This is a genomic window from Vagococcus sp. CY52-2 (assembly GCF_022655055.1).
Taxonomy (GTDB): Bacteria; Bacillota; Bacilli; order Lactobacillales; family Vagococcaceae; genus Vagococcus.
This window is the reverse complement of the sequence record NZ_CP093384.1, coordinates 521,794-547,353: the sequence shown is the minus strand read 5'-3', so window position 1 is coordinate 547,353 and position 25,560 is coordinate 521,794. Positions and strand designations below refer to the sequence as shown.

Genomic DNA, 25,560 nt, shown 5'->3' with positions numbered 1-25,560 from the left:
ATTAGTTTTCCTCCTTATTTAATTCGTTAATAAAACGAGTTGCTATCTCTTTTGGACGTGTAATTGCACCACCAACGACTAGGCCACTCACACCTAAATCCATGATACGTTTTGCTACTTCTGGTGTATGTATTTGTCCTTCAGCTATTACATTAGCTCCGCATTCAATCAATGATTTAATTAAATCATCATTTGGTACTACCATATCCTTACTTTCTTCTGTATAGCCACAAAGTGTTGTCCCAATAAAATCAATCCCTGCTTTATGGGCATTTATCCCCTCTTCTAATGTAGCGATATCTGCCATAAATAGTTGTTGTGGATATTTTTCTTTTATTTGTTTAATAAATTCATTAATCGTTAAGCCATCATGACGTTGTCTTAACGTACAGTCTAAAGCAATAACCTCTACACCTGTTTCTACTAATTCATCTACCTCTTTCATGGTTGCTGTGATAAAAGGTTTCTCAGGTAAGTAATCTCGCTTAATAATACCAATGACTGGCAAATCAACTTTTTCTTTAATCTGTTGAATATCTCTAACTGAATTTGCTCTGATTCCAACTGCTCCAGCTTCCTTTGCTGCTAAAGCCAATAAAGGCATTACACCACCTTCTTTAGTATATAGGGGTTCTCCCGGTAATGCTTGACAGGAAACAATTAAGCCTTTATGAATTTGCGATAAAAATTCTTCTTTCTTCATACTCCACTTCCACTCCGTTTTTAATTAATTTCGGATTTATTCTCCAAAATTAATTTAGCATACGTTTTCATAAATGTAAATAGATTGGTCAATTTATTTTTTTTATCGTATACTTATAACAGTAACTATATTGACGGAGGGTTATTATGAGCTTTAAACAGCTATTGCAGGATCATTACGAAACATTAACTAAATCAGAGAAAAAAATTGCTGATTATATTACAACCACTAATGAAAAAATTATCCATTCTACAATGAGTGAAGTCAAACAAGAAACAGGTGTTGGAGACGCTACAATAATTAGATTTTGTCAAAAATTAGGATTTTCTGGCTTTACTGACTTAAAAATAGAAATTGCTAAAGAAGACTTCACCAACAAAAAAAAACAAAATAATTCGACCTTTTTCTACAGTGATTTTGCTACTAATTTGGCTCATGCGTTAAAAATGACAGAAAAGATATTAGATAATCATGCTTTGGATACAGCCATTAATCTTCTAAGCTCGGCCAAAAACATTCATATTTTTGGCATGGGATCAAGCGGGAACACCGCCAATGATTTAGAATCTATGTTTTTAAGAGTTGGCCTTCAAGCTAATGCAAGTATTGATCCCCATTTACAAGCACAAATTGCCTCATTACTAACCAAAGAAGATTTGGTGATTGGATTATCTCTTTCTGGTAAGACTAAGGACACCTATGGCTCTTTAAAAATCGCGAAACAAAATCAAGCAACAATTATAGCCATTACAAATTATTTGTTATCACCAATCGCTCAATTAGCAGATGTTGTACTTCAAACAACTGTTGATGAATTTTTAGATGGTGGATCAATTGCCGGTAAAATGTCCCAATTATATATTTGTGATTTACTAATTAAAGGATATGAAATTAAATATAATGTTGATTCCCTTGAATTAAGAGAAAAAGTACTACGTTCCATTATTGACAAACGTCTAGAATAATAACTTTTATTACTACACAGAGTAAAACATGTCGTAATATTATCATAAAAACGAAAAGAGGATATTTCATGCAAAAACAAATGTCTAACAAGGAGTTTATATGTTGTATTGATAAGCTGATACTTAAAGAAATTCCCAAAAATGAAAAAGCGATACTAACAAAAGCTAAAACAACTCTTGAGAATAACAGCTACTTACCACGTGTCGTTTCTGATTTAAGAGCGTCACTTACTCCATTAGCTGTAAGTGGACAGTTATCAAAAGAAACCGGTGAATTGTATCTGACTATCACAAATTTTCCCTATACTAATAATAATTTGGGCGGCGGATTAATCAGTGTTTTTGGCAATAATTTAAAATAATAAAACAAGCTGACCAGGTTAAAATAGTCCTAGTCAGCTTGTTTTATTTTCCAATATCTGTTCGATAATAAAAATCAGTTAACTGTTGCTCAGATAACCAACCATATACTTTTTGTCTCGCTTCTTCGAGTGTTGCTCCACTACTTTCAGCCATAAATACTCGACCACCATTTGAGACAAGAGAATCATTTTTCTTTGCAACTCCTGCAAAGAAAAGGTTCACTTCTTTATTCGTTGTATCAATGTTTAAAGGTTTTCCTTTTTCATAACTATTTGGATATCCTTTTGCAGAGACAACAACCCCTAAGTCAAATCCAGTATTTTTCCAAGAAACTTCTAATGATTGATCATCCAAAATAGATTCGATTACTTCAACTAAATCTGTTTCTAATCTTTCAAGCAATACTTGTGTTTCAGGATCCCCAAAGCGAGCATTATACTCAATGACTTTCGGACCATCTTTTGTCAGGATTAATCCAGTATATAAAATCCCTTGGAAAGCTCTTCCTTCTTTTTTCATCGCATCTACTGTTGGGGAAACTATTTTTGATAGTGATGCTTGATACACTGAATCTGCCACATACGGCACAGGAGTATATACACCCATTCCACCAGTATTTGGTCCTTTGTCTCCATCAAAAATTGCTTTGTGATCTTTCGCTGCAACCATTGGGTACACAAAAGAGTCTCCCACAAATGACAATAAAGAAAATTCCTTACCAACTAAAAACTCTTCAATCACAATTTTGGGTTCTTCACTATCAAAAACATTATTTAATAAATTATCATCAACAGCTTGTGTTGCTTCTTCAATGGTTTGGGCAATCACAACACCTTTACCTGCAGCTAATCCATCTGCTTTGATGACAATCGGTAATTCCTGTGTTGATAAATAGGCAATTGCATCATCTCTATCAGTAAATGTTTCATAATTTGCCGTTGGAATATCATATTTGGCCATTAGTCGTTTTGCAAAATCTTTTGAACCTTCAATAATGGCTGCATTTTTTTTAGGTCCAAACGCTTTTATCCCTTTTGTCTCTAGAAAATCAACTAATCCATCTATTAAAGGCACTTCAGGTCCGACAAATACCCAACTAATCTCTTTATCCTGACAAAATGATGCAATAAATTCTTGATCACTTTCGTTTCCATCTACTAACTGAATCCCATCTATGACCATTCCTGCATTTCCCGGTAAACAATAGACTGTTTCAACTAGTGGACTTTGTAATAATTTTTTACCAATCGCATGCTCGCGTCCACCACTACCAATTACCAATAGTTTTCTTTTCATCAAGTCTTCTCCTCTTAATGTTTGAAATGTCTTGTTCCAGTGACAATCATTGCAATACCATACTCATTTGCTACATCAATTGATTCTTGGTCTTTCACACTACCACCTGGGTGTATGATTGCTTTTATCCCATGTTTTGCTGCATATTCCACACTATCAGGCATTGGGAAAAAGGCATCACTAGCTAATACAGCACCTTTGGCTAAATCACCTGCTTGATCAATTGCTAATTTTACTGACCCGACACGATTCATTTGTCCAGCACCAATACCTAATGTATGGCGAGCGTTACCGACAACAATCGCATTACTTTTTACAGATTTAACCACTAACCACATTTTTTTCAATGCATCAATGTCTTCAACTGTTGGTAATGTATCCGTAACAACTGTCCATTCTGTCTCATCGTCAATTTTAGTATCAGACTCTTGCACTAGTAAACCACCTGAGACACTGACTAATTCCCACTCAGATTGGTTTGGTTTCGTTGTGTCTAATTGAAGCAAACGACGATTTTTCTTTTTCTCTAATATCTCTAAAGCGTCAGCTGTAAAACTTGGGGCAATAATAATTTCTAAAAACAATTGATTTAAACTTTCAGCCAAATCAGCATCAATTTCACGATTAAAAGCTAGTACGCCACCAAAAATCGAAATCGGATCACTTTCATAAGCTAGGCTGTAAGCTTCATGTATCGTTTTTCCAAAACCAACACCACATGGATTCATATGTTTCACAGCAACCACTGTTGGTTCATCAAATTCTTTGACTAAATGTATCGCTGCATTAGCATCTTTATAGTTGTTATAAGATAATTCTTTCCCATGTAATTGTTTTGCTGTTCCTATTCCGATTTCTGATTGATTATCATCTGATTGGTAGAAATACGCTTTTTGATGATTGTTTTCACCGTATCTTAAAGTATCAACTTTTGTATAGTTTAGTGACAATTGGTTTGGTAACCCTTTTTCATCATTTTCTTCTGACAAGTAATTAGCGATGCTTGCATCATAGTCTGATGTGGTTGCAAATACTTTTGCTGCTAATGATTGTCTTGTTTTAAGTGTTGTGTCCCCTGATTCACTCAATTCATTTAAAATAACCTCATAATCACTACTATCAACAACAACCGTCACACTAGCAAAGTTTTTCGCGGCACTTCGTAACATACTCGGGCCACCAATATCAATTTGTTCAATCGCTTCATTTTGTGTCACATTAGGTTGAGCAATGGTTTCTTTAAATGGGTACAAATTGACACACACTAAATCAATCATCTCTATATGGTGTTCTTTTAATGTGTTCATGTGTTCTGAATTATCTCGTCTAGCTAATAATCCACCATGAATAAATGGATGCAGTGTTTTGACTCGTCCATCAAGCATCTCTGGAAACTTCGTTACTTCTTCCACACTCAAACACTTAATTCCCTCAGATTCAAGTATTCGTTTTGTTCCGCCAGTTGAAATAATGTCATACCCTAACTTAACTAACTCTTTTGCAAAATCTGCTACACCAGTTTTATCATAAACGCTAATGAGTGCACGCTTTTTAGACATTCTTAAATTCCTCCAAGATAAATTGATTTAAAATAATTGGTAATACATGATGCTCTAATTGATGCATCTCTTCCTCAAATTCTTCTAAAGAAAGCTCGCGATTAATCGCTAAACTTTCTTGATAGATAATTGGGCCAGTATCCACACCTTCATCCACTAAATGAATCGTCACACCAGTCTTTTCATCAGTGCTTTCATAGGCTTCTTTTATGCTTTTATTTCCCGGATATTTTGGTAATAAGGATGGATGCAAATTAATGATTTTCTTTTTGTATTGATTCAAAAGTGTTGGGCCGATAATTTTCATATAGCCTGCTAACACAATGAAATCTATGTCTTCATTTTCTAGCATCGTCAAAATATTTTGTTCATACGCTTCTTTTGTCTGATGTACCTTTTTTTCCATCACAAAATAAGGCACGTCATACTTTTTTGCTCGTTCAATCACGTAGGCATCTTTTTTATCACAAAATAAACAGACCAATGTTCCAGCAATATTTCCTTGTTGACTCGCTTTAACTATTGCTTCAAAATTTGATCCGTTTCCTGAAGCAAAAATGGCAAATCTCATCGACTCTCTCCTTTAATGTGAACAGAACTTGTCTCACCTAGTTCAACTTGTCCAATTGTATAAGCAAGTTCATCATGATCATTGATATAATCTAAAACTGTCTGAGCATCTCTTTTATCAACTGCTAGTACCATACCAATTCCCATATTAAATGTACTAAACATATCTTTTTCGCTGATATTTCCGAGTTTTTGTAAACAATCAAAAATAGGTAGTACTGGCCACGTGCCTTTTGTTATAGTGGCTGATATATTCGCTGGTAACATTCTAGGAATATTTTCATAGAAACCTCCACCAGTAATATGAGCAATGCCTTTAATTTTTTGCATTTTAATTAATGGTAAAACACTTTTTATGTAAAGTTTTGTTGGCGTTAATAACACATCACCTAAAGTTTTTCCATTTAACTCATCTAAAACTGTATCTAAAGAAAAATCATGATCTTTAAATAAGATTTGTCTGACTAGTGAAAAACCATTTGAATGAATCCCACTTGATGCAACACCGATTAATACATCACCTTCAGAAATAGTTGATGAATCGATTAATTCTGATTTTTCTGCCAATCCAACCGCAAATCCAGCTAAATCATAATCGTTTTCACCATACATATCAGGCATCTCAGCTGTTTCGCCACCAATTAAAGCCATTTTGGATTCCACACAGCCACTAGCTACACCTTCAATAATTTTTTCGATTTTTTCAGGATAGGTTTTTCCTGTAGCAATATAATCTAAAAAGAACAAAGGTTCCGCTCCTTGAGCTAAAATGTCGTTTGCACACATGGCAACACAATCAATCCCTATTGTGTCATGTTTGTCTGCTTCAATGGCAATCATTAATTTTGTTCCCACACCATCTGTTCCAGAAACAAGGACAGGCTCTTTCACGTGATACTGACTTAAATCAAAGCAGCCACCAAATCCACCTAATGCACTCATCATCCCTAAACGCTCTGTTTTTTTTGTGTGAGCTTTAATTCTTTCTACGACTTCGTATCCTGCTTCAACATTGACTCCTGATTTTTCATATGCTGTTGACATACTAGTCCTCCTTGTTTTCTCTGTATTCATAATCATATAAAGGTGTAGGGTAATCACCATTGAAATACGCCATACATAACCCGTTATAAGGGGCATCTAACTTTAATCCAATCGAGTTAATCAAACCTTCTTCTGTTAAAAATTCTAACGAATCAGCTTCAATAATTTCTCTAATTTTATCTGTTGAATAATTTGCAGCAATTAATTCTTCTTTTGTTTGAATATCAATCCCATAAAAACATGGATATGCTAATGGAGGTGATGAAATTCTAACATGAACTTCTGTTGCACCAGCCTCTTTTAACAAACGAACAATACGTTTTGATGTTGTCCCACGAACGATTGAATCATCCACTAAAATCACGCGTTTTCCTTCCACAACACCACGAACAGCAGATAGTTTTAATCGAACACCTTCTTCTCGCAGTTCTTGTGTTGGTTGAATAAACGTTCTAGCGACATATTGGTTTTTTACCAATCCCATTTCATAAGGAATAGAACTTGCTTCAGCATACCCACTAGCCGCTGAAAGAGAACTATTAGGCACACCAATGACCATATCTGCTTCAACAGGATGTTCTTTAGCTAATGTTTTTCCCATGCGTTTACGAGCAGAGTGAACATTAATTCCTTTGATGTTTGAATCAGGTCGTGCAAAGTAAATGTACTCCATTGAACAAATTGAATACATCGTCTCATCAGTGTAACGGTAGCTTTTTAATCCGTTATCGCTGATTTCAATAATTTCACCAGGTTCGACATCTCTGACAAACATTGCTCCAATCGTATCTAAAGCACACGTTTCACTTGAGACAACATAAGCACCATTACTCGTACGGCCAATAGATAATGGGCGAAAGGCATTTGGATCAAGCGTTGCATACATGGCATCATCCGTTAGCAGTAGATAAGCGAACCCGCCTTTGACAATAGTCAACGCTTCAGATAATTTGTCGATGAATGTGTCTTTATTACTACGACGAATTAAGTGCATCAAGATTTCTGTATCAGAATTAGAATGAAAAATAGCCCCATCTTCTTCTAATTCTTTACGTAACGTTTTAGCATTAATCAAATTTCCATTATGAGCTAATGCCATTTCAGCATTGTAAAAGCGAAATAAAAAGGGCTGAATGTTAATAATATCTCCCTCGCCACTTGTTCCATAACGCACATGACCAATCGCAGAGTGGCCTTTTAATTGTGTTAATAAATCAGGGTTAGCAAATACCTCATGCAATAACCCTAATCCTCGATGACCATGCAGGCGATTGTTCTCTAATGACACAATCCCTGCACCTTCTTGTCCTCTATGTTGTAAACTATGTAAGCCATAATAAGTCATTTGACTGGCATCTTTATGGTTCCATACACCAAACACACCACATTCTTCATTTATCCCTTTTATTTCATGAGACATGGTATTGCTTCCTCCCATACTTCTTTGGCTTTTGCAACTGGTAATTCTAATGAATCGTCGGCTGTACTAACTTTTATCACACCATCATTTGTCACTTTTCCTAATAAAGTAGCATCTTTCTTTAATACAGATTCAAATGCATCTTTATCTTCAGGTGACACGCTGACAACGAATCGTCCTGATGTCTCGGCAAACACTAATTCTGTTGCTAGGTTCGTCTTAATATCAACACCTAATCCATTTCCAAATGTTGATTCAATCACACTAATTAATAGTCCACCTTCAGCACAGTCATGAGCACTTTTTACATAACCTGATTGAATAGCTTGTAATAATTTAGCTTGAATGACCACTTCTTCTTCTAAATCAACAGCTGATATAGTCCCTGAAATCTTACCAGTTAATAATTTTTGAATTTCGCTACCTGAAAAATCAGCATTCGTTTCACCTAACATATAAATCAAATCTGATGCTTCTTTAAAATCTTGAGTTGTAACATGGGATAAATCCTCAACTACGCCAACCATTCCTATCATAGGTGTTGGGTAGATAGACTGATTATTCGTTTCATTGTATAACGAAACATTACCTGAAATAACGGGCGTATCAAATGCTTCACACGCTCGAGCAATTCCTCTTGCTGCTTGATCTAACTCATAGAATCCTTCAGATTTTTCTGGTGAACCAAAGTTTAAACAGTCTGTAATAGCTAATGGTCTTGCACCACTTGCCACAATATTTCTAGCTGCTTCACTCACCGCCATTTTTCCGCCTTCTTTTGGATCTAAATACAAGTATCTCCCATTACAATCAGTTGTCATCGCAAGAGCTTTTTGTGTTCCTCTTACACGTAGGACAGCAGCATCACTACCAGGACCTACAACAGTATTAGTACGAACTTGTGAGTCATATGTTCCGTATAATGATTGTTTTGACGCAATAGTTGGTTGAGCTAAAAGAGATAATGTTGTTTGTTTAAAGTCTTTTATTTTAGGTTTATATGCTTCTTGTTTTTCAAATTCAATGATGCGTTTTGGTTTTTCTTGTTCGTTATGATACACCGGCGCATCTTCCGCTAACGAGTCAACAGGAATATCCGCGACTTTTTCTCCTTGGAAAAATAATTTATAACGCTTGTCCATTGTTACATGACCAATTGTTACAGCATCTAAACCGTAAGATTCAAATAATTCGATGACTTGTTGTTCTTTTCCTTTTTTGATACAAAGTAACATTCTTTCTTGTGACTCAGATAACATCATTTCATAAGGTGTCATGTCTGTTTCACGTTGTGGCACGTCATCTAAGTAAAGTTCTAATCCTGATCCAGCTTTTGACGCCATCTCTGAACTTGAAGAAACCAAACCAGCCGCACCCATATCTTGAATTCCGACTAAACAATCTGAATGATTTAAAATCAAATCAAGACACGCTTCCATTAAGCCTTTTTCCATGAATGGATCGCCTACTTGTACCGCAGAACGTTGTTGTTCTTCGCCTTCTACAAACTCAACTGAAGCAAACGTGGCACCATGAATCCCATCTCGGCCTGTTTTGGCTCCCACATACATGATTGGGTTACCGACACCTTTTGCTTGTCCTTTTTGAATGTCTTCATGTTTGATTAAACCAACACACATGGCATTAACTAAGGGATTTCCTTCATAACACGCGTCAAACGCAATCTCGCCACCAACAGTTGGTATCCCAATACTATTACCATAGCCACCAATCCCCGCGACTACTTTTTCAATTAAATATTTAGTACGATTAGTTTTAATTTCACCAAAACGTAAAGAATTCAACATAGCAATCGGTCTAGCACCCATACTAAAAATATCACGAATAATTCCACCAACTCCTGTAGCTGCCCCTTCATAAGGTTCAACCGCTGATGGATGATTGTGACTTTCTGCTTTAAACACAACAGCTAACCCATCTCCAATATCCACAATACCAGCACCTTCACCAGGCCCTTGTAAAACATGTTGGTTCGATGTTGGAAAATGTTTTAGCACAGGTTTACTATTTTTATAAGAACAATGCTCACTCCACATGACAGCAAACAAACCTGTTTCTGTGTAGTTGGGTAAACGACCTAAAATCGAATCAGCTATGTACTCATACTCAGAGTCTTTCAAACCCCATTCTTGATAAATCTTAGATTCTTTCACTTCTTCCGGAGTCATTGTTTGTGCTTTTACCATGTTATGCCGTCACCTTTCTTAAATGATTTACGATTGATTGAAATAGTTTTTTGCCATCAGAACTACCTAATAAATCTTCCATCGCGCGTTCTGGATGGGGCATTAAACCAATAATATTTCCTTCCTTATTTGTAATGCCTGCAATGTCTTCCACACTGCCATTTGGATTTGTTTTTTCATAAGTAAAAATAATTTGATTGTTTTCTTTTAATTCTTTTAAAGTTGCATTGTCACAGTAGTAATTTCCTTCACCGTGAGCAATCGGTAAGGTAATGATTTCATCTTGTTCATATTCATTTGTAAACATTGTTTGATTATTCTTCACTTTTAATGGTTGCATGCCACAAATGAATTTCAGCGATGTGTTATTTAATAAAACACCTGGTAAAAGACCTGTCTCTGTTAATATTTGGAATCCATTGCATGTGCCAAAGACTGGTTTTCCTTCACTGGCAAACTGTTTTACTGCTTCCATCACTGGACTTGATTTAGCAATAGCCCCACATCTTAAGTAATCACCATAAGAAAAACCACCTGGCAATAAAATAACGTCATACTCTGACAAGTCAGTTGCTCTATGTGACACATATTCGGCTTCTTCACCAATCACATCTTGAATAGCTAACAATAAATCTTGATCACCATTTGAACCAGGGAATACTACTACACCAAATTTTGCCATGATTAGTTAACCTCCGTAACAGTAAAGTCGTAGGTCTCCATGTTTGGATTAGCTAATAAATTATCACTAATCTTATCAATTTTTGCTTCAGCATCTTGTTTGCTATCTGCTTTAATCACAAAATCAAATACTTTTCCCACGCGAATATCTGATACACCATCTTCACCTAAACGTTTGATAGCTCCTTCAATAACTGCAGCTTGTGGATCTAAAATGGATGCTTTGTAGTTTACATACACTCTTACTTTAAACATGATTATTCTCCTTTTCGTTCGTTTAATCGTTTTTCAACTTCTTTATATACACTCACCAAATCTCCAATGTCTTTTCGGTAAACGTCTTTATCTAATGATTTGTTCGTCTTATCATCCCATAAACGACACGTATCTGGTGTTACCTCATCTGCTAGAATAATGCGTCCGTCACTATCTCGTCCAAACTCCAATTTAAAATCAACTAATGTCAATCCAATAGATGAAAACAATTCTTTTAGACAATCATTAATTGTAAAAGATTGTTCTTTAATAAAAGCCACTTCTTCTTTTGTTGCAATATCTAAATAATCAATATGATCTTCATTCATAAATGGATCATCCAAGGCATCGTCTTTATAATAAAACTCAAGAATGGGTGTTGGTAAGATCGTTCCTTCTTTTATACCAAAACGCTTTGAAAAACTTCCTGCTGCAATGTTTCGAACGACGACTTCAAGCGGAATTATTGTCACAGCTTTAACTAACTGCTCATTCTCACTAAGTTGCTTAATCCAATGATGTGCAACTCCTTTTAAAGATAGATATCGAAACACTTCAGAACTAATTGAATTATTCAATTGACCTTTACCAATAATTTCATCTTTCTTTTTACCATTTAATGCCGTTGCCTGATCTAGATAAACCAACCTTAACTCATTTTCTTTTTCTGTCGAATGTACGCTTTTAGCCTTACCTAAATATAAAACTTCTGACATTTCTTTTCTTCCTTTCGTCATTAGAGAACATTTTCATATATTTTATTAACATTATTCATTTAATAAACATATAGTAACAAGAGTTTTTTTGAACGTCAATTAATTATTAACGATAAAATAAAACATTCTCTAAAATGTTCGTTTTTAATATAATTAGTATGATTTTAGACAAAATAAAAAGGCCACGAAAATAGATTTCGCGAACCTCAGTCATTATTTTATTAATCCTACTCTATCAAATAAATCATCAACATGTTTTAAATGATAGTTATAGTCAAATGCATCGTCTAATTCTTCTTTAGACAAGACAGACATAATTTTTTCATCAGCTTCTAGTAATGGTCTAAAATCAGTTTGTTCATCCCAAGAAATAGCTGTTTTTGGTTGTACTAAATCATACGCCTCCTCACGAGACATACCTTTATCAATCAATTTCAATAGCACACGTTGACTATAAATCAAACCAAACGTAGCACCCATGTTACGTTTCATATTCTCAGGGAATACTGTTAAATTTTTAACAATGTTAGTAAATCGTTGTAACATATAATCTAATAAAATCGTTGAATCTGGAATAATAATACGTTCTGCAGATGAATGAGAGATATCTCTTTCATGCCATAAAGACACATTTTCATAAGCTGTTACCACGTGTCCACGCAACACACGAGCCAACCCTGTCATGTTTTCAGAGCCGATTGGATTACGTTTATGCGGCATAGCTGAAGAACCTTTTTGTCCTTTTGCAAAAAATTCTTCGACTTCACGTGTTTCAGATTTTTGTAACCCTCTAATCTCTGTTGCAAATTTTTCAATACTTGTGGCGATTAATGCAATTGTTGCAATATATTCAGCATGTAGGTCACGAGGCAATACTTGCGTTGAAATCTCTTGCGCGCGAATCCCTAACTTATCACAGACAAACGCTTCAACTTCAGGTGGTGTATTAGCAAATGTTCCAACAGCACCACTAATTTTACCCGCTTCAACACCACGAGCAGCATGTTCAAAGCGCTCGATGTTTCGTTTCATTTCTGAATACCATAACGCTAATTTAAGTCCAAATGTCGTTGGTTCCGCGTGTACGCCATGCGTTCGACCCATCATAACTGTGTATTTATGCTCTAATGCTTTTTCTTTTATTACTTCAAGAAACTCAGACAAATCTTTACGTAAAATATCATTAGCTTGTTTCATTAAATAGCCATAAGCTGTGTCAACAACGTCTGTACTTGTTAGGCCGTAGTGAACCCATTTTCTCTCTTGTCCTAAACTCTCAGAAACTGCACGCGTAAACGCCACAACATCATGACGTGTTTCTTGTTCGATTTCTAAAATACGATCAATATCAAACGTCGCATTCTCTCTAATCAATACAGTATCTTCTTTAGGAATTTCTCCTAAGCTTGCCCATGCTTCCGCAGCTAAAATTTCAACTTCTAACCATGCAGCATAACGGTTGTCATCTGACCAGATATTTCCCATTTCTTTACGAGTATAACGTTCTATCATTGTCTTTTCCTTTCTTATTGCCAAATATCTTGATTTTGAATTTCTGTTAATGTTTCTGACATACTATTTGATAATATCGTAATGTGACCCATTTTTCTACCTGGTTTTTCATCTTTTTTTCCATAAAAATGAAAATTCCAATTATTTTTTTCAGAGACAACCTGTTTCGCTTTGCTTTGTTCGTCTCCAATTAAGTTCACCATCACTGCATCACTAAAACTTTTGATATTAGGCATTGCCCATTGGCAGATTCCTAATATATGTGTATCGAACTGACTTGCTGAACACGATTCAATCGTGTAATGACCAGAATTATGTGGTCTTGGTGCAATTTCATTGACTACCAATTCTTCTGTCTCAGTTACAAACATTTCAATCGTAATTGTGCCACATGCTTCAAGTTCTTTACTAATTCGCTTGGCTAGTGATATAGCCTCTTTTGCACATGCTTCACTGATTCTAGCTGGTGCGATACTAGTAAACAAAATATTGTTCACATGCTTATTTTCTGCCACAGGAAACACACTAATCTCTTGACGCTTATTGTTTGAAATGATCACAGAGATTTCTTTTTCAAACGACACCCATTTTTCCAAAATACATGTCGCATTTTTTAGTAATTCTTGACAGTCTTTTATATCCTCTTCACTGCGCAACACAATTTGACCTTTTCCATCGTACCCACCAATGATCGTTTTCAGTACACTTGGAAACCCAATCACTTTAAGTGCTTTTTTTAATTCGTCGACTGAACGAATGACTTCAAATGGAGAAACTGGGATACTATGTTGAACTAAAAATTCTTTTTCAAATTGTCTATTTTGCGATATTTTTAATAGTTTCAACCCTTGAGGGAGTTTGCCTATATTGTCATATGGTTCTAATACTTTAGCATCGACATTTTCAAATTCATACGTCAAAACATCTGATTGATTAGCTAATTTCTTAATAGCAGAGATATCATCATATGACGCTTGAATATGAAAATCACACACTTGAGCAGCTGGACAATTGTCATTAGGATCAAGTACCCCAACAACAAATCCTTTTTCTTTTGCACTTTGAGCCATCATTTGACCGAGTTGTCCACCACCAATAATACCAACTGTTTGCGAAGGCAAGATAGAATTAATCAAAAGAGTCACCACTTTCTAGTACAGTTTTCTTTAACTGCTGTCTATATTGATGCAGATTTTTTCCAATATTTTTATCTGTAATGCCAATAATTTGAGCTGCTAATAAACCAGCATTTTTAGCGCCAGGTTTACCAATAGCTGTCGTTGCGACAGGAATTCCCCCTGGCATTTGAACAATTGATAAAAGTGAATCCATTCCTTTTAAACTTTTTGATTCTACTGGTACACCAATCACTGGTAACGTCGTTAAAGCTGCCACCATTCCTGGTAAATGAGCCGCACCACCTGCTCCTGCGATAACGACTTTATAGCCTTTACTTTCTGCTTCTTGAGCAAAAGCGAACATTAACTCTGGTGTCCGGTGAGCTGAGACAATTTTTTTTTGATATGTTACATTTAGTTCATCTAAGACATCACATGCTTCTTTCATCGTATCCCAATCAGATTTACTACCCATAATCACAGCAATATCACTCATGACTATTCTCCATTCTGTCTTTTTGTTCATTGTAACAAGTGATAAAAATTCTGTCAAAAATATACGTAAGTTTCAAAAGTTATTTGTTTATAATGTTCGTTTCTATTTCTTTTTTAAATGATTCATAGCTATGATTATATAAATGATGGTTATCTTCCGTATAAAATGTTCGACGATGGTCTGATAATAAAAACGACTTAACTGGATGAATTAGGCTCACTGCTCCAAAATTTGGTTCATTATAAACCGATTGAACAACATTTTGACCAAAAATATCAGCCGCCATCATGGCTAATAACTCATTCGCAAAAAAGCCGCCATTCACAGTAATTTCTCGTGGCTCTAATTCAATTAATTCACTGATATAGCGTAAATTATAAAAAATACCTTCGACTATACTTCTAACCATATGATGTTTAGTGTGTTGTAAACTTAGTCCAATGTATTTTCCTTGAGGAGTTGATTGCCAAATTGGGGCACGTTCTCCTGTTAAATAAGGGAAAAATAGTAGCCCGTCACTTCCGATTGGTGATTGACTAAGAGAATGATTTAGCTCTTGATAAATAGACTGACCTTCAAAAAAGACATTTTCAGCCCATGTCATAATTTGTCCGCCATTATTTGTCGCACCACCAATGACCCAATAAGTATCGTTTAAGTAATAGCAAAACGTCTGTCCTTTATCATCTAACTCAATTGTTTTAGATAATTTACGCACCGCGCCACTCGTTCCAATCGTGATGGTATTAAGCGTACCATTTGCGACATAACTAGCATAACTCGCTAAACAACCGTCACTTGCACCAATATAAACTGGGATATTTGGTGTTAAGAATAATTCATCCGCAACATCTTCAAGGAGTGGGGCAGAATAATCCGTATCAACTAACTTAGCTAACATTGATTCATCTGTTCCAACTTTTTTCAAAATGGTGTCATCCCATTTCTTATCATGGATATTAAATAAGCCTGTTGCTGAGGCAATGGAATAATCTACGACAAATTCTCCTGTCAATCGTTCCATTAAGTAATCTTTCATTCCAACCCACCGAATAACATCGTTAAACCATTTTTCTTTTTGGAAATGCCCAATTTTTGCAAAAGGTGACATCTCGTGAATGGGTGTGCCCGTTTTTTTATAATAATTTAGATAGTTTTTTTCTGATTTTATTGTTTCAACAAATGGCTTGCTTTGTGCATCTAGCCAAATATACATCTCTTCGTCTCGTCCCTCAACTATTGGCATAATACTATGCATAGCTGTTGTCAAAACGATTGAATCAATGTTGTAACCCTCTTGTGTCATGGTACGAATACCTCGTACAATTTGACGATAAATGTGAGCTGGACTTTGGAAAACTCTACTTCCTCTATCTGTAAATGTTTCTATCGGTAAGACTAGTTCTTCTATAATCGTGTCTTTTTCAAAAATTTGTAACTTAATATTGGTTGTCCCAACGTCAATCGCTAAAGGATACATCCCATATCCACCCTTCTTTTTCTTTATAGTTTTATTTTAACATCAAATCACTGGTTTCACTAAATATCTTCGATGATTAAAGATAAAAAAATTCAAGCCTCTTATTGAGGCTTGAATTTATTATCTAATTTCTTTTAATTTACTAATTTCATAAGCATCTTGGTAGTCATTTAAATACTCACAAATCGTTTCAACTGGTAAAAAATCATCTATAGCGTCATGATGGTACACGTGATAATTGATATATTTTGCATATTCTACCATACCTATATCACGACAATTCCCCATCCGTTTTGCGTGCTTTTCACCTTGAATTAAATAAAATTGAGATTTCTGCATATGATTCTTTTGCGCATACAAAATAGAAAGATATGCATCCAATTTAGCTCGTTTCCAGTAAAAATTTAGACTAGAAAAAATTTCTTCTGCTTTTAAGAAATAGATTTCTGCTTCTTCATAATTTTCTAAAGCAAACAACGCCACGCCAACATTAATATAGAATATTGTTAAACTTGAGAGTGCTTGATTACTTTGACACAAATCAATGGCTTTTTCAAACATACCCACAGCATCTTGGTACGCTCCATTATTCATCCGTATTTCACCTAAGTAGTTGTAGGCTGCTGCAATGCTCACTGAATACTTTTTACTGATTTCATCAGTCAACATAAACGTATTAATAGACTCTTTTAGTAACTTCTCAGCCACCGTATTATTACCGCTCATCATATGATAAAGTCCCTTAAGACGTAATAAAATACCGATTGATTGATGATTGTTTTCTCGAATCGACAAATCCAAAGCCAGTTCTATGTAATAAATCATCTCTTTAGGTTCATTTATCTGAATATAATAATAAATCATTTGCTTATACCCATTTAATAAATAAGAGCTCTCGTTTAATTCTCTTGCTCTAATCAACACGCTTTGAATGTTTGCCACACCTCGCTCATACTCTCCATATTTTATCAAAAAACGACCTTCCAGGTACAAATATTGAAGTCTGAGTAAGTTATATACATTTGTTTGTTTATCATCTGGACTTAATTGTGTTAATCGTTGATTAATTTTCGCAAATTGCTCTGTTGCCCATTCTTTGTTGAAACTAAATGGATCCACACCGTATTGTCCTTCAACTGGGAATAGCTCATGATAAAAACCCAGGTACCCTTCAAAATATTTTAGACGATATTTCAAACCACTTAATTCATCTTTTCCATGTTTGTAGTGATAGGCTATCGTGTCATACTGAAGAATATCATTGCCTCCAGGTTTAAGTTGCAATTCTAAAAATTCAGCAATGCGGTGATGAAGTACACGTTTTTTAGCAAGAGATTGATTCATATAAACAAACTCCCGTAACTTAACATGAGTAAAACTTGTCGCAATTTTATCTCTAACCACTTTTTCAACTAGGATATTTTTTGATACGAGGCTTTCAATCATCGCCACGATGTCATAACTTGATCTATTGGTTAAAAACACCAGACTATCAATTAAGGCATAATCATAAAAATAAGAAATAATAGACACTAGTTCTTGTTCTTTTTCTGTTAGATATAAAAAGCGATTTCGTAAAGCATCTTTCATCTTCACTGTCATGGTATTTAAATTCATATTGCTATTTAATAGGGACACGTACTCAATTAGGAAAAATAAGTTTCCTTCCGTATGTTGATACACATTGTCGACTATTGTAGTGGTCACATCAAAATGCGGCAATTTTTTGCGAATAAATCCATCTGTTTCCTCATATGAGAAAGGTTCTAGATTGATAACTGCTAACTTACCACTCTGTTTTAATGTATTGATAAATTTGTCCAATGGATAACGCTCAACACTTCTAGCGGACATCAGAAACATCGCATTTGTATGGCAATGTAGCATAACAGTCGTCAACAAATCTAAACTAGATTCATCCATCCACTGAATATCATCAAATAAGAAAATAAGTTGTTGTTGTTGAGATAACTTGTTAATAGCTTCTATCATCAAATCTGATAACATCTTTTCCTTGTAAGGTTCTGTCTCTCCATGCGAAATCACTTCAAGAAACGGTTGAGTAAAACTAGGAAAAACTTTTCGAATCACTTTTTGCCAAACAAGTGGATCGATTAATTCTTGATTTTCTATTATAACCGTCAATTGATCAATAATTTTTTTCCATGGACGTAACAAATGATTTTCTTCTGCTTGATAGCACTGTGTTTCGATGACTTTAAACTCATCTGACACGCTATCTATCGCCCGATTTATCAACGCACTTTTTCCAATACCTGCTTCACCACGAACCACCACAGATTGATAAGACTGACGACTTTTAAAAGCCGCAAAATTGACTGATAATTGTTGTAACTCTTCTGAACGACCATAAAATAGTGATGAAAAACGTTGATTGTTAGTCGTATTTTCTGACAAAATCCTCTCAAGTGACGTTTCATAAATGACTTTTGTTTGTTTGTTTGGTGTAACGCCAAGCTCTGATTTCAACAAATTTGATAACTTATGATAAACATCTACTACTTTATTATCTCGGCTTTGTTGTTGATAAAAAGTCATCAAATACTGATAGTTAATTTCATTAAATTCATCAATAAACATTAATTGTTCAATCGCTTCTTCCACATGCTCATTCACACCATTGGCAATATCTTGTTCTATTCGGCGATGAACGGTCTCAACGAACTTTTTCTCAAAAAAGCGTTTCATCCTAACAACCCAAAAATCAAATCCTTCACATTCTTTTAAATAAAACCCTTTCAAAAATTCACCTTTATAAAGATAATAATACGTTTCAGGATCCTGAGTAAATTGCGCCACATCACTTGTGAAGTTAATTGTGTCATTTAACATTAACAATGATTTATTTGGAGAAATAATTAGCTCCATGCCTAAACTTTTATTTGCTTGGTAAATGGCGTTTCGAAGATTTTTTTTTGCATTCTTATCACTCTTATCTGGCCATAACAGTCCTGATAATTCATCACGACTAACAGTTTTATTAATTAATAAATAATAAAGCATAGCATTGATTTTAGAAAAAGAAAACAAAACAATCTCACCATCTAAACTTACTTCTGGTGTTCCAAACAATCGACAATTTAAATAATTTCCCATACCGTAAAAACTCTCCCCACTTTAACAAATCACACCTTTTTTGTATATTAACGATATACACATATACCCTGTCACCATAATTATACTATTTTGTTATAGTAAAAGAAATCGTTTTCGGAAAAATCAAGACAATAAAACCCTCTCAATGTAAAAACGAGAGGGTTTAGAGATTTGGATAGGAAGTCCACTCTAATCGTTATTTAAATAAATCACTTACTGCTGATTTTACTTTTTCATCATCAGCTAAATATGGAATCGTGATATGATCTGATCCTTTTCTCACTTCATTATATTCCATTGATGTTTCAATCGCATGGTCATTTCTTGCCCAACTACGACGAGCAACTCCACCCATAGTGTCCCATGCAATCGCAGATTTGATGATGTCGTCTGTTAATTCAGTTCCATCTAATACTAGACCAAAGCCACCGTTGATAGATTTACCAATACCAACACCACCACCGTTATGTAAAGCGATTAAACTCATACCACGAGCAGCATTCCCTGCGTAACATTGTGTTGCCATATCAGCCGTTACATTGCTCCCATCTTTAATATTTGATGTTTCACGGAATGGTGAGTCTGTTCCAGATACGTCATGATGGTCACGACCAATCATCACAGGCCCAATTTCCCCACGGCGAACCATTTCGTTAAATTTAAGCGCAATATTCACTCGTCCCATTGCATCTTGATATAATATACGAGCTTCTGTTCCAACAACTAATTTGTTATCTTCAGCATCACGAATCCAGTTGTAGTTATCACGGTCTTGATAACGACGAGTTGGATCGATAACTTCCATAGCTGCTCTATCTGTTGCCTTTAAGTCTTCATGTTTACGTGATAAACATACCCATCTAAATGGACCATAACCATAATCAAATAACATAGGTCCCATAATGTCTTCTACATATGATGGCCAGATAAATCCATCTTTATCATCCACACCGTTTTTAGAAATTTCTTTAATTCCTGTATCATAGATAGCTTTCATAAATGAGTTACCATAGTCAAAGAAGTAAGTTCCTTTGCTTGTTAATGATTTGATCACGTTAAAGTGACGTTCTAATGTATCATCAATCATTTTTCTAAATGTATCTTGATCCTCAGCAAGTAAACGAGTTCTTTCTTCAAATGTGATACCTACTGGACAATAACCACCTTCATATACGTTATGACAAGAGGTTTGGTCTGATAATAAATCAACATGGATATCATGTTTGTCAACATATTCAAGTAAGTCAACAACATTACCATGATAAGCAATAGATGTTGAATCTTTGTTATCTAAATATTCTTTAGCTAATGTCATTGTTTCTTCTGGTGTTTCAGTCACATGACTAATCCATCCTTGTTCTAAACGAGTATCGATACGAGAGCGGTCAACTTCAGCTACAATTGTCACTGATTTAGCAATCTCACCAGCTTTACCTTGAGCCCCACTCATACCACCTAAACCTGATGTTATGAATAGTTTTCCAGTTAAATCTCCATCGTCTGGAATTCCTAATTTCAAACGACCGGCATTTAATAATGTATTAAATGTTCCGTGAACAATCCCTTGAGGACCAATGTACATCCATCCTCCAGCAGTCATTTGTCCGTAGTTTGTGACACCCATTTGTTCTGCGATTTCCCAGTCGTGAATATTGTCATATTCCCCAACAAGTAAACCATTTGTGATGATGACTCTTGGAGCATCTTTTTTAGAAGCAAATAAGCCTAATGGGTGACCAGATTCAAGAACCAATGTTTGTTCATCAGTCATCTCTTCTAAGTAACGTTTAATTAATTGATACTGCATCCAGTTTGAACAGACTTGGCCTGTTTCACCATAAGTCACTAATTCATAAGGATATAGTGCAATGTCAAAATCTAAGTTATTATCAATCATCACTTGCATTGCTTTAGCTGCAGTACATTTTCCCTTATACTCATCTATTGGTTTACCATAGATGCGTTCTTTTGGATACCAACGATAGCCATAAATACGACCTCTTGTTTTTAATTCTTCTAAGAATTCTGGAATCATTTGATCATGAAATTGTTCTGGTACATAACGAAGCGCATTTTTTAATGCTAATTCAGTTTGTGCTTCAGTTAAACGGAATCCTCTGTCTGGGGCACGACGAATGCCTTCTTCGAATTTCGGCATATCTGGTAACACATCTGGCAATTTAATCGTCATTGCTTTACTAATATCAGTATTTTTAATCATTGTTACTTCCTCCTTAGTTTATCTTGAGTTACTTATCTCTTTTCCTGTAGACATAAGTGAATGAATCATTAAGTTATGGCTTTAGTTTATCCTCCCATAGTCTATTATGGGTCAATTTACAGCAAAAAGTCTCTTTTTTTCTCTTTTTTTTCTAAAAAAAATTTTTTGACCCTTTTTAGATGATACAAGACTACATTATACTCATTAAATGGTTATAATTAGTGTAAGAATAAAAGGAGGAATCTTCATGAAAGCAGATAAACTATTAGTACACTTTAGTCAAATTTTTTCACCGATAGATAAACAACGAGCATTAAAGGGAGCAGAAATGTCTGAAGCAACCATTATTGAAGATGGTTACATTGCCATTAAAAATGGTAAAATTTTAAAAATTGGTAGTGGGACTCCTGACGACTCTCTAATTGGTGATCATACTAAAATCCATGATTATAAAGGAAAACTTGCAACACCAGGATTGATTGATTGTCATACTCACTTAGTATATGGTGGCAGCCGTGAAAATGAATTTGCCAAAAAATTAAATGGTGTCTCTTACTTAGATATTTTAAAAGAAGGTGGCGGTATTTTAAGTACTGTACGCTCAACAAAGAGTGCTTCTTTTGACACGCTTTATAATAAATCAAGTCATTTATTAGATGAAATGTTAATCCATGGTGTGACAACAGTAGAAGCCAAAAGTGGTTATGGTCTTGATTGGGAAACAGAAAAAAAACAAATGAATGTGGTAAAAGAATTAAATCATACTCATCCAATTGACTTAGTCTCAACATTTATGGCAGCCCATGCTATTCCAGAAGAATTTAATGGTAACGGTGATGCATTCATTGACCATATTATTTCAGAAATGCTTCCAAAAGTAAAAGAAGAAAAATTAGCTGATTTTTGTGATATTTTCTGTGAAACAGGAGTATTTACAGCAGAACAATCTCGTCGCTTACTTCAAGCAGCAAAAGACTTAGACTTCAAATTGCGTATTCATGCTGATGAAATCGACTCAATCGGTGGAGTTGATGTGGCGGCAGAACTTGAAACAGTGAGTGCAGAACATTTAATGGCTGCTACTGATGAAGGAATTAAAAAAATGGGTGAAGCAGGTGTTATTGGTAACTTATTACCAGGAACGACTTTCAGTTTAATGGCTGATACTTACGCTCCTGCCAAAAAAATGTTAGATGCTGGTATGGCCATTACATTGTCTACTGACTCAAATCCTGGAAGCTGCCCGACAGCTAATATCCAATTTATTATGCAACTTGGTTGTTTCAAAATGCATTTAACACCAATCCAAGTATTTAATGCCGTGACAATCAATGCTGCTTACTCAGTTGGTTTAGGGGAATCAATCGGAAGTTTCACAGAAGGAAAACGTGCTGACATTGCCGTATTTGATGCACCAAATATTGATTATCCATTATATTTCTTTGCAACAAACTTAGTCAAAGATGTTTATAAAAATGGAGAATTGGTTTCAAAAAATCGACAACTTGTGTAAGTCTTATTTTTACCTGTCATGTGAAAATGAGTTTATAAAAAGCCACCTAGCAAATCGCTAAGTGGCTTTTCTATTGATTTAAAATTCAAAATCATCAAATTTTCCAATTGTGTGGACATTTTCTGAGATACTAACAAAGGCCTCATTATCCGCTTCTTTGATTGCTTCTTCCAATAACGGCATTTCATAACGTGTAATAACCGTCAAAAGAACCACTTTTTCACGGTGATCATACGCTCCTTCTGCTTCATTTAAAATCGTCACACCTCGAAGTAATCGCACCTTAAGTTCGGCGATCACTTTTTCAGGCTGTCTAGTAATGATTAAAGCTTGCATTTTTTGTTGTTTAGTAAAAATAAAATCAGTCACTTTTCCACTCACAATAATGGATAGCAAACTATAAAAAGCATATGGAAAACCAAATAGATAGCCTGCTGCTATTACAATAATCCCGTTGATTACCATCGAAATTGAGCCGATACTACGCCCTGTCTTGCGTCGAATCACAATAATCCCAATATCAAGTCCACCTGTAGCAATACCATTTTTTAAAGCTAATCCTAGAGAACTCCCTCCAATAGCCCCACCAAACAGTGCACAAATAATTGGGTCTTTAGTTAGTACAATTTCAGGTACAATGCTAATTGCAAGGGATGCGGCTGTCACACTTATTAAAGTAAAAATGACAATTTCTTTATTCATTTTTCTCCAACCATAAATTAAAAATGGTAGATTCATCAAATAATAAATGACCGATATTGACCAATTAACGCCAAACCATTTGTCAAAAACAGTGTTTACTATTTGAGAAAAACCAGTGATTCCACCAGTATAGATTGAAGCTGGATGCCAAAACATGTTCAAAGCAATCGCGTATAATAACGCGTATAAAAATATAACCGTTAATTTACGAGTATAATCAGCAATGGTACTAGAGTCCTTGCTAAATCGTTTCATAGTAAGTCTCCTCCAAAGATACGTTTACTCCCCTATTATGTTGTTGTAAACATTGCTAAAGGATGTATAAATATCATCTAATGAAACGGTTGTCTCTTCACCTGTCACCATATTTTTTACACGAACAACTTTTTCTGCTAATTCTGATTCACCAATAATTAAAACAAGTTTGGCATTTAATTTATCTGCCGATTTAAATTGTGCTTTGGCTTTACGATTTAGAAAATCACGTTCACAAACAAATCCAGCTTGTCTTGCTGCTTGTGCTAATTTTAAACTTTCACAGTTTGTCTCTTCACCTAGACCAACAACATATACATCCACGTTGTTTGCTGCAGGTATTTCTACTCCTTCAGCATCCATTGTAATTAAGACACGTTCAATCCCCATACCAAACCCAAATCCTGAATCATGACTATCTGGTCCATTAAACTCTGAAACCAATCCATCATAACGTCCACCAGCACAAATTGTGGTAATCGCACCATTAAATCCTGGCGCATTACTCATAATTTCAAATACGGTGTGATTGTAGTAGTCAAGACCTCGAACCATTCTATGATCGACTACATACTCCACACCCATTGCATCAAGTAATGATTTCACTTCAGTAAAGAAAGCATTTGACTCTTCATCTAGATAATCTAAAATTGACGGTGCATTTTCGACAATTTCTTTATCTTTTTTATCTTTACTATCTAATACTCTAAGTGGGTTAGTATGTAAACGACGTTTTGAGTCATCACTTAATTGGTCGCTTAAAGGCTCTAAATAATCAATTAATGCTTGGCGATAAACCATACGATTTTCTCTTGTTCCAAGTGAGTTAATCACTAATTGAGTATGTGTCACGCCTAAACGTTTAAAGAAATCTAGTGCGACTAAAATCCCTTCAACATCTGTTGCTGGATTACTACTACCTAATACTTCAATCCCCATTTGGTTAAATTGACGTAAACGTCCTGCTTGAGGGCGTTCATAGCGAAACATTGGGCCAATATAAAAAGCTTTAAACGGATTTTGATGTTCCGGTCCGAATAATTTATGCTCAACGTATGAACGAACTAATGGAGCAGTTCCTTCAGGTCTAAGCGTAATATGGCGATCACCTTTGTCTTTAAAATCATACATCTCTTTTGTCACGATATCTGTTGACTCACCAACACCTCGTGTAATAACTTCAATATGTTCAAACATTGGCGTTCTGACTTCATGAAAGTCATATTTTTTTAATACGTCACGTGCAGTTGATTCTACAAACTGCCATTTTTCTGATTCACCTGGTAAAATATCGTTTGTTCCTTTTGGTTTCTGATATTTCATCGTCATACACCATCCTTTTCTCGTTATATTCATACTACATAATA

General features: G+C 35.1%; 21 protein-coding genes. 3 read left to right on the top strand and 18 right to left on the bottom strand.

Translation table 11 applies throughout. The features are described 5' to 3' along the window. Position 1 precedes the first annotated feature (1 nt). Positions 2 to 703 (bottom strand): N-acetylmannosamine-6-phosphate 2-epimerase, encoded by a 702-nt coding sequence (locus MN187_RS02730; protein WP_079347626.1) that lies wholly within the window; start codon positions 701 to 703, stop codon positions 2 to 4. A gap of 146 nt (positions 704 to 849) precedes the next feature. Between MN187_RS02730 and MN187_RS02725 the strand changes: the two genes are divergently transcribed. Together MN187_RS02725 and MN187_RS02720 are read left to right on the top strand one after the other, a co-directional pair. Then, positions 850 to 1,668 (top strand): MurR/RpiR family transcriptional regulator, encoded by an 819-nt coding sequence (locus MN187_RS02725; RefSeq protein ID WP_242094220.1) that lies wholly within the window; start codon positions 850 to 852, stop codon positions 1,666 to 1,668. Between the two features lie 68 nt (positions 1,669 to 1,736). Then, entirely contained in the window at positions 1,737 to 2,030 is a 294-nt protein-coding gene (locus MN187_RS02720) for a bacteriocin immunity family protein (RefSeq protein ID WP_242094218.1), read from the top strand. A 43-nt stretch (positions 2,031 to 2,073) separates the two neighbouring features. Here MN187_RS02720 and purD read toward each other — a convergent pair whose 3' ends face one another. The 15 genes from purD to hutU all read right to left on the bottom strand — a co-directional run bounded on the left by purD (position 2,074) and on the right by hutU (position 21,723). Beyond that, entirely contained in the window at positions 2,074 to 3,327 is a 1,254-nt protein-coding gene (gene purD / locus MN187_RS02715; protein ID WP_242094216.1) for a phosphoribosylamine--glycine ligase, read from the bottom strand. 14 nt (positions 3,328 to 3,341) lie between these two features. Beyond that, the gene (purH, locus tag MN187_RS02710) at positions 3,342 to 4,886 is read right to left on the bottom strand and encodes a bifunctional phosphoribosylaminoimidazolecarboxamide formyltransferase/IMP cyclohydrolase (protein WP_242094214.1); all 1,545 of its coding nucleotides are present in this window, start codon (positions 4,884 to 4,886) and stop codon (positions 3,342 to 3,344) included. Beyond that, a complete protein-coding gene (gene purN, locus MN187_RS02705; RefSeq protein ID WP_117972639.1) occupies positions 4,879 to 5,457 on the bottom strand; it encodes a phosphoribosylglycinamide formyltransferase in 579 nt (192 codons plus the stop codon). Before purN ends, purH begins: the two co-directional genes overlap by 8 nt. Continuing rightward, a complete protein-coding gene (gene purM / locus MN187_RS02700) occupies positions 5,454 to 6,500 on the bottom strand; it encodes a phosphoribosylformylglycinamidine cyclo-ligase (protein WP_242094212.1) in 1,047 nt (348 codons plus the stop codon). Before purM ends, purN begins: the two co-directional genes overlap by 4 nt. A 1-nt stretch (position 6,501) precedes the next feature. Then, the gene (gene purF, locus MN187_RS02695) at positions 6,502 to 7,920 is read right to left on the bottom strand and encodes an amidophosphoribosyltransferase (RefSeq protein WP_242094210.1); all 1,419 of its coding nucleotides are present in this window, start codon (positions 7,918 to 7,920) and stop codon (positions 6,502 to 6,504) included. Next, complete coding sequence (gene purL, locus MN187_RS02690) at positions 7,905 to 10,127, bottom strand: phosphoribosylformylglycinamidine synthase subunit PurL (RefSeq protein ID WP_242094208.1); 2,223 nt, start codon at positions 10,125 to 10,127, stop codon at positions 7,905 to 7,907. The genes purF and purL overlap by 16 nt, the downstream gene beginning before the upstream one ends. A 1-nt stretch (position 10,128) precedes the next feature. Further along, the gene (purQ, locus tag MN187_RS02685) at positions 10,129 to 10,809 is read right to left on the bottom strand and encodes a phosphoribosylformylglycinamidine synthase subunit PurQ (protein WP_071457278.1); all 681 of its coding nucleotides are present in this window, start codon (positions 10,807 to 10,809) and stop codon (positions 10,129 to 10,131) included. A 2-nt stretch (positions 10,810 to 10,811) separates the two neighbouring features. Continuing rightward, a complete protein-coding gene (gene purS / locus MN187_RS02680; RefSeq protein ID WP_242094206.1) occupies positions 10,812 to 11,063 on the bottom strand; it encodes a phosphoribosylformylglycinamidine synthase subunit PurS in 252 nt (83 codons plus the stop codon). 2 nt (positions 11,064 to 11,065) lie between these two features. Further along, a complete protein-coding gene (gene purC, locus MN187_RS02675; RefSeq protein WP_242094204.1) occupies positions 11,066 to 11,779 on the bottom strand; it encodes a phosphoribosylaminoimidazolesuccinocarboxamide synthase in 714 nt (237 codons plus the stop codon). 213 nt (positions 11,780 to 11,992) lie between these two features. Further along, on the bottom strand, positions 11,993 to 13,291 hold the full coding sequence (purB, locus tag MN187_RS02670; protein ID WP_071457281.1) for an adenylosuccinate lyase: 1,299 nt from the start codon (positions 13,289 to 13,291) through the stop codon (positions 11,993 to 11,995). Between the two features lie 14 nt (positions 13,292 to 13,305). Then, positions 13,306 to 14,436: a 5-(carboxyamino)imidazole ribonucleotide synthase gene (gene purK / locus MN187_RS02665; RefSeq protein ID WP_241699332.1), complete on the bottom strand. Its 1,131-nt coding sequence runs from the start codon at positions 14,434 to 14,436 to the stop codon at positions 13,306 to 13,308. Beyond that, positions 14,420 to 14,935, bottom strand: a complete 516-nt coding sequence (gene purE, locus MN187_RS02660; protein ID WP_241699331.1) for a 5-(carboxyamino)imidazole ribonucleotide mutase — start codon at positions 14,933 to 14,935, stop codon at positions 14,420 to 14,422. Before purE ends, purK begins: the two co-directional genes overlap by 17 nt. A gap of 49 nt (positions 14,936 to 14,984) precedes the next feature. Beyond that, on the bottom strand, positions 14,985 to 16,385 hold the full coding sequence (locus MN187_RS02655) for a gluconokinase (RefSeq protein WP_242094202.1): 1,401 nt from the start codon (positions 16,383 to 16,385) through the stop codon (positions 14,985 to 14,987). A 120-nt stretch (positions 16,386 to 16,505) separates the two neighbouring features. Then, on the bottom strand, positions 16,506 to 19,502 hold the full coding sequence (locus MN187_RS02650; RefSeq protein ID WP_242094199.1) for an ATP-binding protein: 2,997 nt from the start codon (positions 19,500 to 19,502) through the stop codon (positions 16,506 to 16,508). Between the two features lie 196 nt (positions 19,503 to 19,698). Continuing rightward, positions 19,699 to 21,723: a urocanate hydratase gene (gene hutU, locus MN187_RS02645; protein ID WP_242094197.1), complete on the bottom strand. Its 2,025-nt coding sequence runs from the start codon at positions 21,721 to 21,723 to the stop codon at positions 19,699 to 19,701. Positions 21,724 to 21,970: 247 nt separating this feature from the next. On the opposite strand from hutU, the gene hutI reads away from it, so the two are divergent. Beyond that, entirely contained in the window at positions 21,971 to 23,236 is a 1,266-nt protein-coding gene (gene hutI / locus MN187_RS02640) for an imidazolonepropionase (protein WP_242094196.1), read from the top strand. A gap of 78 nt (positions 23,237 to 23,314) precedes the next feature. Here hutI and MN187_RS02635 read toward each other — a convergent pair whose 3' ends face one another. Next, positions 23,315 to 24,193: a YitT family protein gene (locus MN187_RS02635; RefSeq protein WP_242094194.1), complete on the bottom strand. Its 879-nt coding sequence runs from the start codon at positions 24,191 to 24,193 to the stop codon at positions 23,315 to 23,317. A 24-nt stretch (positions 24,194 to 24,217) separates the two neighbouring features. Beyond that, positions 24,218 to 25,516: a histidine--tRNA ligase gene (gene hisS / locus MN187_RS02630; protein WP_117972626.1), complete on the bottom strand. Its 1,299-nt coding sequence runs from the start codon at positions 25,514 to 25,516 to the stop codon at positions 24,218 to 24,220. Between the last annotated feature and the right edge of the window lie 44 nt (positions 25,517 to 25,560).